Origin of the sequence: Marinobacter sp. M3C (assembly GCF_023311895.1) — a bacterium.
Classification (GTDB): Bacteria; Pseudomonadota; Gammaproteobacteria; order Pseudomonadales; family Oleiphilaceae; genus Marinobacter.
In genome coordinates, this window is sequence record NZ_CP092285.1 from 16,799 (window position 1) to 32,888 (window position 16,090).

General features: G+C 50.5%; 10 protein-coding genes and 8 pseudogenes. 7 read left to right on the forward strand and 11 right to left on the reverse strand.

Annotation, left to right across the window (positions count from 1 at the left end):
* The first annotated feature begins 1 nt into the window (after position 1).
* The 3 genes from MIH18_RS22490 to MIH18_RS22500 all read left to right on the forward strand — a co-directional run bounded on the left by MIH18_RS22490 (position 2) and on the right by MIH18_RS22500 (position 3,023).
* Positions 2 to 1,624: a TRAP transporter large permease gene (locus MIH18_RS22490; RefSeq protein WP_249014758.1), complete on the forward strand. Its 1,623-nt coding sequence runs from the start codon at positions 2 to 4 to the stop codon at positions 1,622 to 1,624.
* Between the two features lie 24 nt (positions 1,625 to 1,648).
* Positions 1,649 to 2,545 (forward strand): NAD(P)-dependent oxidoreductase, encoded by an 897-nt coding sequence (locus MIH18_RS22495; protein ID WP_249014759.1) that lies wholly within the window; start codon positions 1,649 to 1,651, stop codon positions 2,543 to 2,545.
* Positions 2,546 to 2,627: 82 nt separating this feature from the next.
* A complete protein-coding gene (locus tag MIH18_RS22500) occupies positions 2,628 to 3,023 on the forward strand; it encodes a PaaI family thioesterase (RefSeq protein WP_249014760.1) in 396 nt (131 codons plus the stop codon).
* A gap of 18 nt (positions 3,024 to 3,041) precedes the next feature.
* Here the strand turns inward: MIH18_RS22500 and MIH18_RS22505 are convergent.
* Positions 3,042 to 3,245, reverse strand: a pseudogene (locus tag MIH18_RS22505) (IS30 family transposase); the annotation flags it as partial.
* Between the two features lie 99 nt (positions 3,246 to 3,344).
* On the opposite strand from MIH18_RS22505, the gene MIH18_RS22510 reads away from it, so the two are divergent.
* Positions 3,345 to 4,340, forward strand: a complete 996-nt coding sequence (locus MIH18_RS22510) for an IS5 family transposase (RefSeq protein WP_249014761.1) — start codon at positions 3,345 to 3,347, stop codon at positions 4,338 to 4,340.
* 260 nt (positions 4,341 to 4,600) lie between these two features.
* Here MIH18_RS22510 and MIH18_RS22515 read toward each other — a convergent pair.
* A pseudogene (locus MIH18_RS22515) lies at positions 4,601 to 5,281 on the reverse strand (IS66 family transposase); the annotation flags it as partial.
* A 98-nt stretch (positions 5,282 to 5,379) separates the two neighbouring features.
* Between MIH18_RS22515 and istA the strand changes: the two are divergent.
* The gene (gene istA, locus MIH18_RS22520; protein WP_249014762.1) at positions 5,380 to 6,399 is read left to right on the forward strand and encodes an IS21 family transposase; all 1,020 of its coding nucleotides are present in this window, start codon (positions 5,380 to 5,382) and stop codon (positions 6,397 to 6,399) included.
* Entirely contained in the window at positions 6,396 to 7,193 is a 798-nt protein-coding gene (gene istB, locus MIH18_RS22525) for an IS21-like element helper ATPase IstB (RefSeq protein WP_249014763.1), read from the forward strand. The genes istA and istB overlap by 4 nt, the downstream gene beginning before the upstream one ends.
* Before the next feature lie 82 nt (positions 7,194 to 7,275).
* On the opposite strand, the pseudogene MIH18_RS22530 reads toward istB, so the two are convergent.
* The 3 genes and pseudogenes from MIH18_RS22530 to MIH18_RS22540 all read right to left on the reverse strand — a co-directional run.
* Positions 7,276 to 8,199, reverse strand: a pseudogene (locus MIH18_RS22530) (transposase); the annotation flags it as partial.
* A 45-nt stretch (positions 8,200 to 8,244) separates the two neighbouring features.
* Positions 8,245 to 8,613, reverse strand: coding sequence for an IS66 family insertion sequence element accessory protein TnpB (tnpB, locus tag MIH18_RS22535; protein ID WP_249006233.1), 369 nt, complete (start codon positions 8,611 to 8,613; stop codon positions 8,245 to 8,247).
* Positions 8,613 to 8,933 (reverse strand): IS66 family insertion sequence element accessory protein TnpB, encoded by a 321-nt coding sequence (locus MIH18_RS22540; RefSeq protein WP_249014764.1) that lies wholly within the window; start codon positions 8,931 to 8,933, stop codon positions 8,613 to 8,615. Before MIH18_RS22540 ends, tnpB begins: the two co-directional genes overlap by 1 nt.
* An 82-nt stretch (positions 8,934 to 9,015) precedes the next feature.
* Here MIH18_RS22540 and MIH18_RS22545 point away from each other — a divergent pair.
* Positions 9,016 to 9,345 (forward strand): annotated as a pseudogene (locus MIH18_RS22545) (IS5/IS1182 family transposase); the annotation flags it as partial.
* A 55-nt stretch (positions 9,346 to 9,400) separates the two neighbouring features.
* Here the strand turns inward: MIH18_RS22545 and MIH18_RS22550 are convergent.
* The 6 genes and pseudogenes from MIH18_RS22550 to MIH18_RS22575 all read right to left on the reverse strand — a co-directional run.
* A pseudogene (locus MIH18_RS22550) lies at positions 9,401 to 9,613 on the reverse strand (IS66 family transposase); the annotation flags it as partial.
* Positions 9,613 to 10,200 (reverse strand): annotated as a pseudogene (locus tag MIH18_RS22555) (aldehyde dehydrogenase family protein); the annotation flags it as partial. The pseudogenes MIH18_RS22555 and MIH18_RS22550, both read right to left, overlap by 1 nt.
* 87 nt (positions 10,201 to 10,287) lie before the next feature.
* Positions 10,288 to 11,793, reverse strand: coding sequence for a transposase family protein (locus tag MIH18_RS22560; protein ID WP_249014765.1), 1,506 nt, complete (start codon positions 11,791 to 11,793; stop codon positions 10,288 to 10,290).
* A 123-nt stretch (positions 11,794 to 11,916) separates the two neighbouring features.
* A pseudogene (locus tag MIH18_RS22565) lies at positions 11,917 to 12,472 on the reverse strand (aldehyde dehydrogenase family protein); the annotation flags it as partial.
* Positions 12,473 to 12,531: 59 nt separating this feature from the next.
* Positions 12,532 to 13,761 (reverse strand): CoA transferase, encoded by a 1,230-nt coding sequence (locus tag MIH18_RS22570; protein WP_249014766.1) that lies wholly within the window; start codon positions 13,759 to 13,761, stop codon positions 12,532 to 12,534.
* A gap of 216 nt (positions 13,762 to 13,977) precedes the next feature.
* Positions 13,978 to 15,587 (reverse strand): annotated as a pseudogene (locus MIH18_RS22575) (IS66 family transposase).
* Positions 15,588 to 16,090: the final 503 nt, after the last annotated feature.

A 16,090-nucleotide genomic window follows, 5' to 3' on the forward strand; every position in this document is an offset into this window, starting at 1 on the left:
GATGGAAATCATCATTCTGTTTTTTCTACTACTTTTTCTACTTTTATTAGGTGTTCCGGTTGGCATATCACTAGGACTATCCTCTGTACTGATAATTGCTTTTGCATCTAGTGACTCAATGTCCTCAGTAGCCATGCAATTATTTACGGCTTCACAAAATTATACATTGCTAGCTATACCATTCTTTGTTCTCGCTTCTTCTTTTATGTCTACTGGGGGCGTAGCTCGAAGGCTTATTAACTTCGCCATTGCGTCCGTAGGTCATTTCAGGGGTGGCCTCGCTATGGCCTCGGTCTTGGCTTGTATGCTATTTGCTGCTCTTTCTGGATCTTCTCCAGCAACTGTCGTAGCAATTGGCACAATCGCGATTGCAGGTATGTGCAAAGTTGGATATTCGCGGGATTTTGCTGCGGGCGTCATTGCTAATGCTGGTACTCTAGGTATTCTTATACCGCCCTCAATCACAATGGTGGTCTATTCAGCTGCAACTAATGTCTCTGTCGGACGGATGTTTCTAGCTGGCGTGATTCCAGGGATATTGGCTGGCTTAATGCTTATGCTGGCTATCTATGTGATGGCGCGGATTAAAAAGCTCCCATATGAACCATGGCGTGGATTTGGAGAAATATTGAGGAGCGGCAAAGATGCAGCACCAGGTTTGTTCCTGATAATAATTATACTAGGTGGAATTTATGGTGGTGTTTTTACACCTACTGAGGCAGCCGCAGTTGCAGCGATTTATGCCTTTTTTATTGCCACTTTTGTCTACCGCGACATGGGCCCCCTCAAGAATACGCCTTGGCTATCGTCCACCGAAACTGTTCAGGCACGCAGAGGATTTAATGCAATTATATATGCAGTATCATTCTTTTTCGTGTTCTTGGTTATTAGCTTCTTTTTCACATCGGGCATGAATGGTAATCACTATACGTTAAGCTCACGTAACCTCTTAGGTGGGGTGTTATCGATCACCGTGTTATTTTCTTATATATTATGGCGCGGCAAGGAGGGCATGGGCTCTGTTACCACCTGTCTAATGGCAGGGTTGTCTGTTGTAGGCAGAAACATGATGCTTATTGGCGGCAGCTTCTTACCTGCTATGTTCAATCACGATACGCGAAAAGTGTTAATAGAAGCTTCAAGAACGACCGTGATGTTAATGTTCATCATTGTCAATGCGCTTCTTTTTGCTCATGTACTAACATCTGAAGGTATTCCACAAGCAATTACTGGAATCATGTTAGACATGGGGTTCAATTGGTTTACCTTCCTAATCGTTGTCAATATCTTGCTATTACTTGGTGGTCAGTTTATGGAGCCTTCTGGGCTTTTACTGATTGTTGCACCTGTAGTTTTTCCAATTGCTATGCAGTTAGGAATAGACCCAGTGCACTTAGGGATATTGATGGTCGTAAATATGGAAATTGGCATGATAACGCCACCTATTGGTCTTAACTTATTTGTTACCTCAGGTGTTACGGGCATGAGCTTGCTGCGTGTTGTTAAAGCAGCCCTACCCTTTGCAGCTGTTTTGTTTTTATTCTTGATAGTAGTTACCTATGTACCTATTATTTCAACTTGGCTTCCCTATAGCTTGATGGGGCCAGAAACCATTACGAATTAAACTGACCACACTACGGAATAACATATGAACGTTATCAACAATACAGCGAAAGTTGCCGTGATCGGGCTTGGAAAGATGGGATTGCCTATGGCAATAAATTTGGTCAAGGCAGGATTTGAAGTCATGGGCTATGACCCAACATTAAATGCTAGGGAAGAATTAGTTTATAAAGGAGGGAAAGCTTCTGAATCAGCGACTGAGGCTGCAGAGGGTGCTGAAGTTGTCATTACCATGCTCCCTAACGGCGCTATAGTGCGTGAGGCACTACTAGGCGATGAGGGCGCTATTAAGAAGCTCAAAAAATCAGCAATAATTATAGATATGAGCTCTTCTGCTCCACTTGATACTAGGAGGCTGGGTGAAGAATTGAAATCCAAAGGTTATCGGTTCGTAGATGCTCCTGTATCGGGTGGTCAAAAAAGGGCCATTGATTCAACCTTAACAATTATGGCAGGTGGTGAAGAGGACGATGTAAAAGCAGTAGCGCCTATTTTTGATGCCGTAGGAGGGAAAACATTTCAAACTGGCTTATTGGGTTCTGGTCATGCTATGAAAGCCTTGAATAATTACGTTTCTGGGGCCGGTGCAGTAGCCGCTATGGAAGCTATTATTCTTGGTAAAGAATTTGGGTTAGATCAAAACGTCATGGTAGACATTCTTAATGTTTCTACAGGGCGTAACAACACAACTGATCAGAAATTGAAACAATTTGTTCTCTCAGAGACCTGGGGCTCAGGTTTTGCATTGGATCTTATGGCAAAAGATATCCGTATTGCTGCTGATTTATCTCAAAACCTTCACCTTACATTTGATAACCTGAAAGAGATAGCAGACCAATGGGAGTCTGCCCAAGAGTCACTGGGTGAAGGTGCAGACCATACTGAAATGTATCGTTATCTTAACCAATACTCAAAAAAATAATCTAACATAATTGATGTAGTGAAGTTTAAGAGCATTTAAAAATATATATAATGCTAATATATAGATATTTTAGGGAATAAATATGCCTGAAAACCCATTTCTCCAAATGCTTGGAGCACAAATTGTAGATTGGAAAGAAGGTGAGTGTTTATGGGAATTTCAAATACTACCTCAATTCCTCAACTCGCAAGGGTCCTTGCATGGTGGAGTGATCGCCACGCTTTTAGATGTTGCATGCGGCTACAGTGGATATTTTCCCGATATCGATGGCTCTGAAGCCCGTGCTACAACCTTATCTCTTACTGTGAATTACATGTCTAAGGCTACCCAAGGCGACCTTAGGGCTATAGGCCGCCGCAAGGGTGGAGGCATAAAGACTTTTTTTGCTGAGGCAGAACTATACGACCCTAAGGACAACACCATAGTCGCTAGTGCTACAGGATGTTTTCGTTTACATGGCAACATTCTTGCTAATTAAATCATTGTAATCCTGAATTCAAATATTAAGCGCAGCACCCGCGGTTTTCAGCGTCCCTGAATATTCTCCCAGGAACACTTGTGCCGGTGTCGGATACCCCAAGCGTTTTCTGGGGCGATTGTTCAGCTTGGCAACGACTCTTCTCAGTGCTGAATCGGTCACCTTTCGGAAGTCAGTCCCTTTCGGGAAGTATTGGCGAATCAGGCCATTGGTATTTTCATTGAGCCAGTGGTACTAATCTAGGGAAACACTGATTTATTCCCCTCACGTTGTCGGTTTGGTAAAATGGTCGCTCCTCCGCAGGAATAGCCAGAGACTGTCATGATGCAAACGAGTTTCGCCCAGGCAGAGTTTGCTGCCAAGAAAAAGACGACCCGCCGTGAGCGATTTTTGGCAGAAATGGAGCAGGCCGTGCCCTGGTCGAGGCTGCTGAAAGCTCTTTCACCATACTACTATCCTGATTCGCGCGGTAAGCGGGGCCGCCCCCCAATACCTTTAAAGCGCATTCTGCGGATGTACTTTGTTCAGCAGTGGTATGCATTGTCCGACGAGGCACTGGAAGATGCCATCTATGACAGTCAGGCACTGCGCAATTTTGTGGGGATTGACCTAGCCGTGGAATCGGTCCCGGATGCCACGACGCTGTTGAAGTTCCGCCACTTACTGGAAAAGCAGGCCTTAACCCAGGTGATCTTCGAGCAGATCAACGGCCACTTGGCCGACCGCGGCATGCTCATGCGCGAGGGTACGATCGTCGATGCCACTATTATTGCAGCACCGCCCTCGACCAAGAACAAAGCGAAGGCGCGGGACCGAATCGTCGGACCGCCAGAAATGCATCAGACCAGAAAAGGCAACGAATGGTACTTCGGCATGAAAGCGCATATTGGCACGGACGCAGACTCTGGGCTGGTCCACAGCCTGACGGGCACGGCCGCCAATGTAGCGGATATCACCGAAACCGAGCGCCTGTTGCACGGTGAAGAAACCGAGGCGTATGCGGATGCGGGTTACACCGGTGTGGCCAAACGCGACGAATTTAAGGACACAAAGGTTACCTGGCACGTGGCAGAGAAACGCGGCAAGCTCAAGAAAATGGCAGAAGGCCCGCGCAAAGATCTGGTGACCCAGTTCGAGCGAGCCAAAGCCCAGATCCGGGCCAAAGTGGAGCATCCGTTCCACGTGATCAAGAATCTATTCCGGCACCGAAAGGTCCGGTACCGAGGGCTGTTAAAGAACACAGCGCAGCTGTTTACGTTGTTTGCTCTGGGCAATCTTATACTCGCTCGCAGGATAAATCCGTCTCAAAGCGCGTGATATAGGCCTTAAAGGCCGAACTTCGGCCGCAAAAAGGCTTTTATAACCTGAAAACAGGACATTTAATGATTCTGGCGTACAACTCGGCCAGAAATCTTACTGAAATTTGAGTGAACCTCATTATGGCGGTGAGTCACGATTTGATCAGCGCTTCCCTAGGGGGGAAGGTTAGCGTGGAGTGGTCAAGCACTTTGTAACAACCCAGTTAAGCTGCTTTCCTCAGTTCAACAGTAAGCGCCCTTAAATCGACCCACTTGCCCTCAGTCGATTTGCGGCACTTTTTTTGAAGTCCGCTCCAGATCCACACTCCACGGCAGCAATGCTTCCAGCTTTTCCAGCGTGTCTGCTTCGGCAATGCGGTCCAGCACATATTGGATATACGCCGAGGGCTCCAGACTGTTTGCCTTAGCGGTCTCGACCAGGGAATAGCAGGTTGCACTGGCACGGGCGCCCCGTGAAGTATCCGCGAACAGCCAGGCTTTTCGGCCCAGAGCGAACGGACGGATAGCATTCTCGGCCAGCACGTTGCTGATCTGCAGATCGCCTCGCTCGCAGTAGCCGACCAGGGTGGGCCACTGGTTCAACGTATAATCCATGGCCTTGCGAGTCATAGTGCCCTTGGCGACCTTGCCGGCGTTGGCCGCCAGCCAGATTTTAAGGGCGTCCAGTCTGGGCACACTCAGCTCTTGACGGATGCGATAACGCTCGCCTTCACTCAGCTCTTTGATCTGACGCTCGATGGCGTAGAGTTTGTTGATATGGCTTAGAGCTACATCGGCCTTGGAGACCTTTGTGGCTTTGCCTTTACCTTGAGGCTTGGACCCTTTGATAGCTTCCACGAACTTACGTCTCGCGTGGTCCCAGCAACCAATTCGAGTGATGTTGTTATCCCGGCAGACTTTGCCATAGCCAGAGTAACCATCGGCTTGCAGGATACCGTTTGTCACCGCCACAGTAATACTGACCCACCAACGCCAACTTAAAATTGACCCACCTGAGGCAAAATAGCCGCTTAATCACACGATCAGAGCGGCGGCCGATGTTGACTCAGGAGACACTTGTGGAAATTCATGTATTGCACCGTCAAGGCGAGAGTATTCGCGCCATCGCCCAGAAGCTGGGTGTTTCCCGCAACACCGTGCGCCGCTATCTGCGGGATCTGAGCGTGGTGCCCACCTATCCAGACCGAACGCAGAGAGCGACTAAGCTGGATTCCTATAAAGACTATTTGCTGGAGCGAATTGAAGCCGCGAAGCCACACTGGATACCGGCAACCGTGCTGTTAAGAGAGATTCAGGACCGCGGCTATGCCGGCGGGATCAGCCGGCTCAAGTCCTACATTGCCGACTTCAAAACCGTTGAATCTGATCCGGTGGTTCGCTTTGAGACGCCACCTGGCAAACAGATGCAGGTCGACTTTACGACCATTTCCCGTCACCGGCGCAAGATCAAAGCCTTTGTGGCCACGCTGGGGTTCAGTCGCGCCACTTACGTCCGGTTCTCCGAGTTCGAGCGCCAGGAAGACTGGTTGCAAGGCATCGAAGAGGCCTGCCATTACTTTGGCGGAGTCCCCCAAGAGATCCTGTTCGACAACGCCAAGACCATCATGATCGAGCGTGATGCTTACGGCGAAGGCCGCCATCGCTGGAATGCTCAACTGCTATCCACGGCCCAGGATTACGGCTTTATCGCCCGCGCCTGCCGGCCCTACCGAGCTCGCACCAAAGGCAAGGTTGAACGCTTCAATGGTTATTTGAAGGGCAGCTTCATCACGCCTCTGGCGGCCACCCTGAACCAGGCTGGACTGAGGTTGGACGTGGCCACGGCGAACGCTCACATAGGGCCTTGGCTTGAGTTGATAGCGCATCAGCGCATTCACGGCACCACGGGTGTTAAACCTCAGATACGGCTGGATCAAGAACGCTTTGAGCTCGCGCCACTGCCATCACGGCCACAACCGGTGGTACAACAAGCGCCGGCCTCAATCCGACCTGTTCCGACAGAGAGCTTTCAGCATCCCCTCAGCGTGTACGACCGGCTGTTGGAGGCTCGCCTATGAACCTGCAACATCAACGTATCGAGCACGCCTGTGCAAGCCTCAAACTTGATACCCTGGCCAGCGAATGGGCGGCTATTGCCGACCACTCTGCCTCGCAAGATGCCACGCTGGCAGACTTCTTGGAACAGCTACTAAATCTGGAGTTGAACGCCCGCTCACAACGATCCCGAGAGACGTTGCTGAAGTTCGCAGGCTTCCCAGGACGAAAGCTTTTCGAGGATTATGATTTCAAGTTCGCCAGCGGAGCCCCACGCAAACAGCTGAATGAACTGACGAGCATGGCCTTTGTAGAGCGAGCAGAGAACGTGGTGCTTCTGGGCCCCAGTGGCGTTGGCAAAAGCCACCTGGCCATCAGCCTAGGCCACAAAGCCGTCAGCCAAGGCATTAAAACGCGCTTCATTGCCGCGGCCGACATGATGCTGCAACTGGTTATTGCCCGAAAACAGGAACGTCTGGATCAGTACTTAAAACGCAGTATCTTAGCGCCACGGCTATTGATCATCGACGAAATCGGCTATCTACCATTTGGTCGCGAAGAGGCCAATCTGTTCTTCAATGTCATCGCCAAACGCTACGAGCACGGCAGTGTCATCGTCACCAGTAACCTCCCATTCTCACAGTGGGCCAGTGCCTTCTATGGCGACACGACATTAACCGCTGCGCTATTGGATCGGCTGTTACACCACGCGCACATCGTCCAAATCCGGGGAGAAAGCTATCGATTGAAGGATAAGAAAATGGCCGGTACCGCACCGATCTCAACCAGCAGCCAAGACCTATTAATCAATACTTAAACGCCCAGGGTGGGTCAGTTTTAGATTGGCGATATTGCCAATAAGTGGGTCAGTTTTAAACTGGCGTTGACACGTTAAAATCATCGAGCAGACGCACCGGCACTTTGCCCGCCCGTGAAGGGTCGTATTCAAATAGAACCGACGGTTGCCCTGGCGGGCCACCTCGGGTGACCCACATCCACTTATCAGACTGCGCCGTTTTACCGTCTTCTTTCAGAACGTACATTCGGGATTCATCGGCTTGCAGGTAATCACTGCTGTTCTGCACTTCGCGCATCAGGTTGATCAGCGGTTTGAACACGTCATCCAGGCGGATAACCCAGTGTGCCATGCTGGTGCGGCTGATCTCATGGCCCAGGCGTTTGAGCATGTGCTCCAGACGATACAGAGGCAGGCCATCGGCGTATTTTGAGGTAATGATGTAAGCCAGCAAAGACGTGGTGGCCGTGCACTTGCCCAGTGGATGAACCGGGCGGGTGGCGGCCAGGATACGCTCTTCACCATCTTGCTCGAACACGGCTTTTTCCTGCCAGTACTCAAGAACCTTCAGTTGAGCGGGAATGAACTGCAACTCTTCCTTGACCTTGGTGAAGAAGGTCTTGCTGGCTCCCGCCTTTTCTTCGTCGCTGAGGGTCAGTTCGATGCGCTCGCGCAGCAGTGTATCCGAGAAGCCACGCTGACGACGTTTACGGGAGGCCGGCGGTGCTTTTTCCTCTGCAACATCGTCTGGCAACTGATCGCGCAGGGCATCAATCTCAACTTCCAGCTCGGCTTCGTCAAACAGATGAATCTGGTGTGCGGACTTCTCACTGCTGGCGCCGAACTGCTGAACCCGTTTCCAGCGCAGCAGTTCTTCGAGAATCTGGATGGTGTGATCACGCTGTTGAATTCCAGCACTCTTGGCCATCAGTTCCTGCTGAAGACCTTCGACAACCGACCGTAATTCAGTGGCTGAAAGGCCGCTGATATCGGGTGTTTTTGAAGGTGCTTCAGGCTTTAATTTCATGAACAAAGTATAGCAAAAACAACGCCCTGAAGCACGAGAAAAGAGCTAATTAACGGCCTCATAATGCAGGGTTTTGTGCCCTTTTAACAAGGCAATATCGTAGCCGTCCAGCAACCAGTTGATCTGCTCCCCCGTCAGTGGCATCAGCTCATCTGAGGCCTTAGGCCACTTGAACTTCTCCTCGGCCAGCGCCTTGTAATAGAGTACAAAACCGTTGTCTTCCCACATCAGGCACTTGATCTTGTTCCGATGCTTGTTGGTGAAGGCGTAGAGCGCTCCTGTAAACGGATTATGACCCAGCTCCTGTTCAACCAAGACCGCAAGGCCCTGGGCCTGCTTGCGGAAATCCACGGGCGCCCGGTACAGATAAATCTCTGGCAACGACAAGGACGGGCGCAAATATCGGTGGCGCATTACAGCTGTCTCAAAACAGCGCCGAGCAACTCGATGTTGCCGGCGTGCAAACCGGTGATGGAGACACCGCCGGGCAGTGACACGGTCAGACCATCGGCTCCGCCGATGCCAGCGCCAGGAGCAGAAACGACCCGAGCAAACCCGGTGACCGTTTGCGCCTGCTTTGGAGAGTCGTCAGTCGGGGTTAGCTTCTGGCGCCAGTAAACAAATTGATGATAAACCAGCGACTGTTGCTTACAGTAAGCGCTGCCGGACACGCCGGAGACTTCCCAGTCAGCAATGTGCTGCTGCCAGACCTGTGCTCGTTCGGTTGGGGTCATGCTGATTCCTCGTGGAATGGGTGAGGACGTCAGTGTGTGCAATCGGTGAGCCGGAATGTAGGTGCTGATTTATTGGCGCTTACTTCTTACCGAACGCTTCGGCGCGTCAATCAAGGTCACGATCCCACCACCCAAGAACGCGGTCCTGCGCCCCGACGCCGCACGGAACCCGAGCCTTCGGGACCGCCACATTGCCGACATAGCTGCCCATGGCCGGATGGCATGGCAGACGTCATCGGGCTACAATCAGCGCAGCCGCATTGAGACGCAGATCGGCCGTTGGAAGGCCGTCATCGGGCCCAAGCTCAAGGCGCGCAACTTCGAAAATCAGAAGACAGAGGCCAAGATTGGCGTCCGTATTCTTAACCGGATGACTGAACTTGGCCGCCCCAATTTCCAACGCACCGCCTGAAATCCGTCTCGGGTAGGGCGCGTTCCGACATCTGCATGCTCCATGCAACAACGCCCAACTGATCGCGTAAAGCGTCGATCTCGGCTTCCAGTTCGGCTTCGTCAAAGAGGTGGAACTGGCAAGGGGATTTCTCACTGCTCGCTGCGAACTGCTGGATCTTCTTATAGCGCAGCAGTTCTTCGAGGATCTCGATGCGGGCATCCCGGTGCTGGATGGCCTGATCGCGTTGCTCCAGCTGATGCAGAAAGGCTTCCTCTTTCGAGGCGATTGAGCGATACGCATATTATTATTAACTTCAGTAAATATCGTAGGCTCAACAAATAGACCACCTTCACAACCGTCAACCTCAACAGCGCTCCCACCCAATCGACAGACCGCGTTTTCTGATTTGGCAATATCAATATACTCAAGAATCTTTTTATATTGCTGAGAGGTTGTTACCGGTCCTACTTGAGTGGATTCATATTTAGGGTTGCCAATTTTCGCGGTCTTTGCAAAAGCTATCAAACGATCAATGAATTCATCATATATACTATCATGCACAAGCAACCGCGAGCCTGCTGCTACACAAGTTTGGCCTGATGCTGCAAAGATTCCCGAAATCGCGCCCTTGACTGCGTTGTCGAGATTCGCATCTTCGAAGACGATATTTGCAGACTTCCCACCGAGTTCTAGAGTGACGTGTTTAAAATCCCGTGCGGCGTTTTGATAGATCCGTTGACCTGTACCCTCCCCCCCAGTAAACGCAATCTTCGCTACTTTAGGGTGCTCCGTTGCCGGAGCTCCAACTTCATGTCCATAGCCAGTAACGACATTCACTACGCCAGGAGGAAAACCTGCTGATTCAAACAACTGTTCGGCGACAATTAGGATGACCGGTCGTATTGCCTCAGTAAAGAATCAAACTCATAGCCGGATTGTCTCACCAGGATTGTTGTGTGGTTAACTGCTCATTAGCTGCGTCATTTTAATCTGATAGCTCTGGTCGCGTAATCTCCATTCGTTAATTCGCCGCTGAAGGGTTCTGACTTGGCTATTCGTGTATTGGCCAGGGTGCTTTTCGGAGAGCCATTCAATGATTTCACGAGCGTAGCTTTCAGGCTGGAGCTCTAGTTTGAGCTGGATTTCATTCCAGACTTTCTCAAACGGGTCTTTTCTGGTGCGGTAATTTCTTGGCAAACTCCGCTTATCTTTTGGCTTCTTATATCGGAAATGATCACAGACATTGGGTGCAGACGAGAATTGGTCAAGAGCGACCGGTTCTACCAAGCTAATGTCATCGATTTCCACCAGCCCATTCTGGCTCCAGGCAAAACTCCACAAGCTGGCTTGTAGCCGTGTCAGCTCGGCCATGAGGTAAACCGGGTCAAGCGTTAAGTACTCGGCTTTTAATCGCTCTTTGGTCGCCTCAGAGACGTCTGAGCTGCGAGCAATTCGTTGGTAGGGAGTTAGTGCCTCATCGTACTGTTTTGACACCTTGCCGCCTTGACGAGTCTTTTTTCTCAATTTAAGCGATGGTTGAAAGAAATTGACGTATTTTCGCAACACGCAATAAAAACTTGCCAAGGCCTCCCAGGCTTTCCTGCCTTGGAAACGGTCATAACCGACGAGCCGACGAACAACTGATCCATTCTTTTCTTCTACGTAGGCCTGGTCGTTCTTTTTGTAGGCACGAGCACGCGTAAAAGTGATTCTGTGAGCTTCACAGAAGTCGAGCATTTCAAGGTTGATGAACTCGCTACCACTATCAGTATCGAGGCCTTTTAGCTCGAAAGGCATCAGTTTGATAGCGACGCTTATACCGTTAATCACATCGGCCGCACTCTTTTTCAGTAAAGGCATGCACTCAAGCCAGCCTGTCGATACATCAATCATGACCAGAGTGTTCAAAAATGCGCCGTTAGGATCTCCGCCACAATGGGCAACCAGGTCTATTTCGAAAAAACCTGGTGTAACGTCGTCCCAGTCAGCAAATGTGCGAACCTGAATTTGATTCTTCAGCAATGAGCCCGGCTTCGTGCGGCTGATGCCGCCTTTAATCTGACGCCGCTCGGGTTGAAGAAGCCGATCCACTGTTGCGGCATTGATTTTTTCCAACTTGTGTCTAATATCTGCGTTGATGCGAAGGTGGCCGTGGCGTTCCATGGCAGCGACAAGGTCCGGTAGAAAGGGCACAAGTCGCTTCGAACAAACCTGATTAGCCGTGTACCAGATGTAGAGTAAAACCTGTCTAAACTGCTCGTCATAGACTTGCGCACCGGGCCTTACCTTCTCTTTAACCGAGTTCGTGGACTTGGATTTTTGATGAAGTAACGAGATTGCGTATTTCCTGTCATATCCAGTCACGGCAATAAAGCCGTCCAGAACGCGACCCTTTTCCGTCCATGACGACTTCAGATAACGCTGACGAATGCTGATCAACATTTCTCGCCGAGCTGAGAGGCTCATTATCTGTTCCATTACTCACCCCAAAATTACAGACGGTAGTTTGATTTTAGGTGAGTCAACGGCATTCAGTTAGTTAGTTTATTAATGAGTCAATGCGACCAGACAGGATAGTTGACGCCGAACAAACAACCTTGCAAATTCGATAGTACTTGCTGAAGTAAACTCAGATGGCTTAATAACAAAAGTATTACCAGCGGCCAAACCTGGAGCCAATTTATTTACAGCAAGAAGCAATGGAGAATTCCAAGCGGTAATTGCTACGCAAACACCGAGAGGCTCACGGAGCGTGTAATTAAACGTGTCCTTTTTATCAATAGGAATTACTGCTCCTTCAACTTTATCTGCCAACCCACCAAAATAGCGGAAGTAACTTGGCAAATACTTAACTTGAGCGCGCATCTCAGTAATTAGCTTCCCATTATCCCTCACTACCAACTGAGCGAGATTTTCTGCGTTTTCCTCAATTAGATCTGCCAGTCGGTAGAGAAGCTTACCCCGCTCGCTGCGGTGACATTAGACCCCAGGTACCATTGAATGCTTTGTCAGCTGCTAACACAGCTTTGTCAGCATCGGCTGCTTTGGCCCGGGGGAACATTGCCCAAACGCTTCCGGTCGCTGGATCAACGCTTTCGAACCGTTTATCGTCTTCCGCATCTACCCACTCTCCGCCAATCAACATTTTATAGGCGGTAGGATTACTGATATTGCTCATCGCTATGCTCCATTTGCCCTCGATATTTATAAAATGCCTTCCTCGCTGTACTCTTTCAGTTCCTCAGCACTAAGTCCCAACAGCCCGCCATACACTTCGGCATTGTTTTCGCCTAGTGAGCGCCCGGCATGATTGAAAACAGCGGGAGTTTCCGAAAGCTTTGGAACTGCTGCAGGAAGCACTAACTCACCAACTCGTTCATCGTTAATATGGAGAAGGTTTTTGCGAGCTTTATATTGTGGGTCTTCAAAAATCTCCCTGATTGTGTAGATGTGAGAGCAGGGAACCCCACCGGCTGCCATGTTTTTCAAAACCTCATTGAGCGGTTGCTGACCAATCCAGCCGGCCACCAGTGCATTAACAGTTGCGCGGCGCTCAACTCGCTGAGCACTTGTTGGATATCTTGAGTAGAGTTCGGGTTGTCCCATTACTTCAGTCAGGCGTTGAAACATTTTGTCGCTGGTGCAGGCGAGTGCTACCCATTTATCGTCAGCAGTTTGATAATGACTATGCGGAACCACGTTGACAGTGTCGGCCCCCATTCGCCCTCGAACAGTTCCATATTTTGCGTACGCGGGGGCTAACTCATCCAGCAACCGAAATACAGACTCATATAGCCCTAGGTCTATAAACTGCCCTCTCCCAGTCGTTTCTCTCGCCCTGAGCGCCGTCAAAACCCCAATCGCACCCCACATGCCCGACACATAATCAGCCAAGGAGGTTGAGCCTGGTACGACCGGAGGACCATCAGCTTCACCAGCCAACTCAGCAAGCCCAGCAAACGCGTGCGCAATCCTTGCAAACCCCGGCTCTTCCTTCTTTGGCCCGGTCTGTCCGTATGCGCTAATTCGCAGCATCACTAAGCGAGGGTTGATTTTCTTAAGATCCTCATACCCAATACCCCATTTTTCCAGCGTCCCTGGCCGAAAGTTTTCCAAAACGACATCAGATTCAGCGACCAGCTTCTTAAATAGCTCCACACCCTTCTCTTTTCGCAGATCAAGTGTCACCGTCTTTTTATTTCGAGACTCGCTAAGCCACACCAGACTGTCTCCGCATTCGGTGATCGTCCCAAATTTCCTTAGCGAATCGCCCACTTTTGGCTGTTCCACTTTGATCACTTCGGCACCGAAGTCAGCCAAAATAGTTCCACAGAACGGGGCTGCCACAAAAGTGGCTATATCAAGGACCCGAAGATCTCCAAGAGCCGCCGCGTCTTGCCCTCGCGTTGATCGGTTGTCCGAACTAGCTTGCATATGATTCCCCATGACCTTGTTTGGGCCTGCCGCGAGACGGCCATTTGATTCTGACTAGATTCTAGGCGTCAAATTTATCATTTAACAATTGAATTTATATTGGAAACTATACAGTTTTTCAGGATAGTCTCAGAGGAAGGACCAAGCTTAATCCTTAGATTTGCTGGCGACTAACGTATATAAACTGTAAGCGCCCTTAAATCGGCCCACTTGTCCTCAGTCGATCTGCGGCACTTTTTTTGAAGCTCGCTCCAGATTCACATTCCACGGCAGCAGTGCTTCCAGCTTTTCCAGCGTGTCTGCTTCGGCAATGCGGTCCAGCACATATTGGATATACGCCGAGGGCTCCAGACTGTTTGCCTTAGCGGTCTCGACCAGGGAATAGCACGTTGCACTGGCACGTGCGCCCCGTGAGGTATCTGCGAACAGCCAAGCCTTTCGACCTAGAGCGAACGGACGGATAGCGTTTTCGGCCAGCACGTTGCTGATCTGTAGGTCGCCTCGTTCGCAGTAACCGATCAGAGTAGGCCATTGGTTCAGCGTATAATCCATGGCCTTGCGAGTCATAGTGCCCTTCGCGACCTTGCCGGCGTTGGCCTCCAGCCAGATCTTAAGGGCTTCCAGCCTGGGAACGCTCAGCTCCTGACGAATGCGGTAACGCTCACTGTCACTCAGCTCTTTGATCTGGCGCTCGATGGCGTAGAGTTTGTTGATGTGGCTTAGAGCCACGTCGGCCTTGGAGACCTTTGTGGGTTTGCCTTTACCTTGAGGTTTGGACCCTTTGATAGCTTCCACGAACTTACGTCTCGCGTGTCCCAGCAACCCATTCGAGTGATGTTGTTATCCCGGCAGACTTTGCCATAGCCAGAGTAACCATCGGCTTGCAGGATGCCCTTAAAGTCGTCGAGCAGACGCACCGGCACTTTGCCCGCCCGTGATGGGTCGTATTCAAACAGAACCGACGGTTGCCCTGGCGGGCCACCGCGGGTGACCCACATCCACTTATCAGACTGCGCCGTTTTACCGTCTTCTTTCAGAACGTACATTCGGGATTCATCGGCTTGCAGGTAATCACGGCTGTTTTGCACTTCGCGCATCAGATTGATGAGCGGTTTGAACACGTCATCCAGCCTGATAACCCAGTGTGCCATGCTGGTGCGGCTGATCTCATGACCCAGGCGTTTGAGCATGTGTTCCAGACGATACAGAGGCAGGCCATCGGCGTATTTTGAGGTAATGATGTAAGCCAGCAAAGACGTGGTGGCCGTGCATTTGCCCAGTGGATGAACCGGGCGGGTGGCGGCCAGGATACGCTCTTCACCATCCTGCTCGAACACGGCTTTTTCCTACCAGTACTCAAGAACCTTCAGTTGAGCGGGAATGAACTGCAACTCTTCCTTGACCTTGGTGAAGAAGGTCTTGCTGGCGCCGACCTTCTCTTCGTCGCTGAGGGTCAGTTCGATGCGCTCACGCAGCAGTGTATCCGAGAAGCCACGCTGGCGACGTTTACGGGACGCAGGTGGTGCCTCTTCTTCTTTGACATCGTCTGGCAACTGATCGCGCAGGGCATCAATCTCAACTTCCAGCTCAGCTTCGTCAAACAGATGGATTTGGTGTGCGGACTTTTCACTACTGGCGCCGAACTGCTGAACCCGTTTCCAGCGCAGCAGTTCTTCGAGAATCTGGATGGTGTGATCACGCTGTTGAATTCCAGCACTCTTGGCCATCAGTTCCTGCTGAAGACCTTCGACAACCGACCGTAATTCAGTGGCTGAAAGGCCGCTGATATCGGGTGTTTTTGAAGGTGCTTCAGGCTTTAATTTCATGAACAAAGTATAGCAAAAACAACGCCCTGAAGCACGAGAAAAGAGCTAATTAACGGCCTCATAATGCAGGGTTTTGTGCCCTTTTAACAAGGCAATATCGTAGCCGTCCAGCAACCAGTTGATCTGCTCCCCCGTCAGTGGCATCAGCTCATCCGAAGCTTTGGGCCACTTGAATTTCTCCTCAGCCAGGGCTTTGTAATAGAGGACAAACCGGCTATGTTCGGCTTAGCTGTTGATCCTGTACTAAACTATAGGAAGCCCCAGCGATTGTCGGAGGTTTATAATGAAACAGGTCGAATTCAATCAACTCGCTATAGCCATCAACTCGCTCAGTCCCGGTCAACGACACCTGCTCCTGGAACGATTGCAGCATCCCGATGCTATACCTGAAATCATCGAGCACCTGGAACAGCAGCTTCAGTCCGATCTTAAATGCCCTAAGTGCAACCATGATCAAATTCATCGTTGGGGCACTCTCAAAGAGCTACAGCGTTATCGCTGCC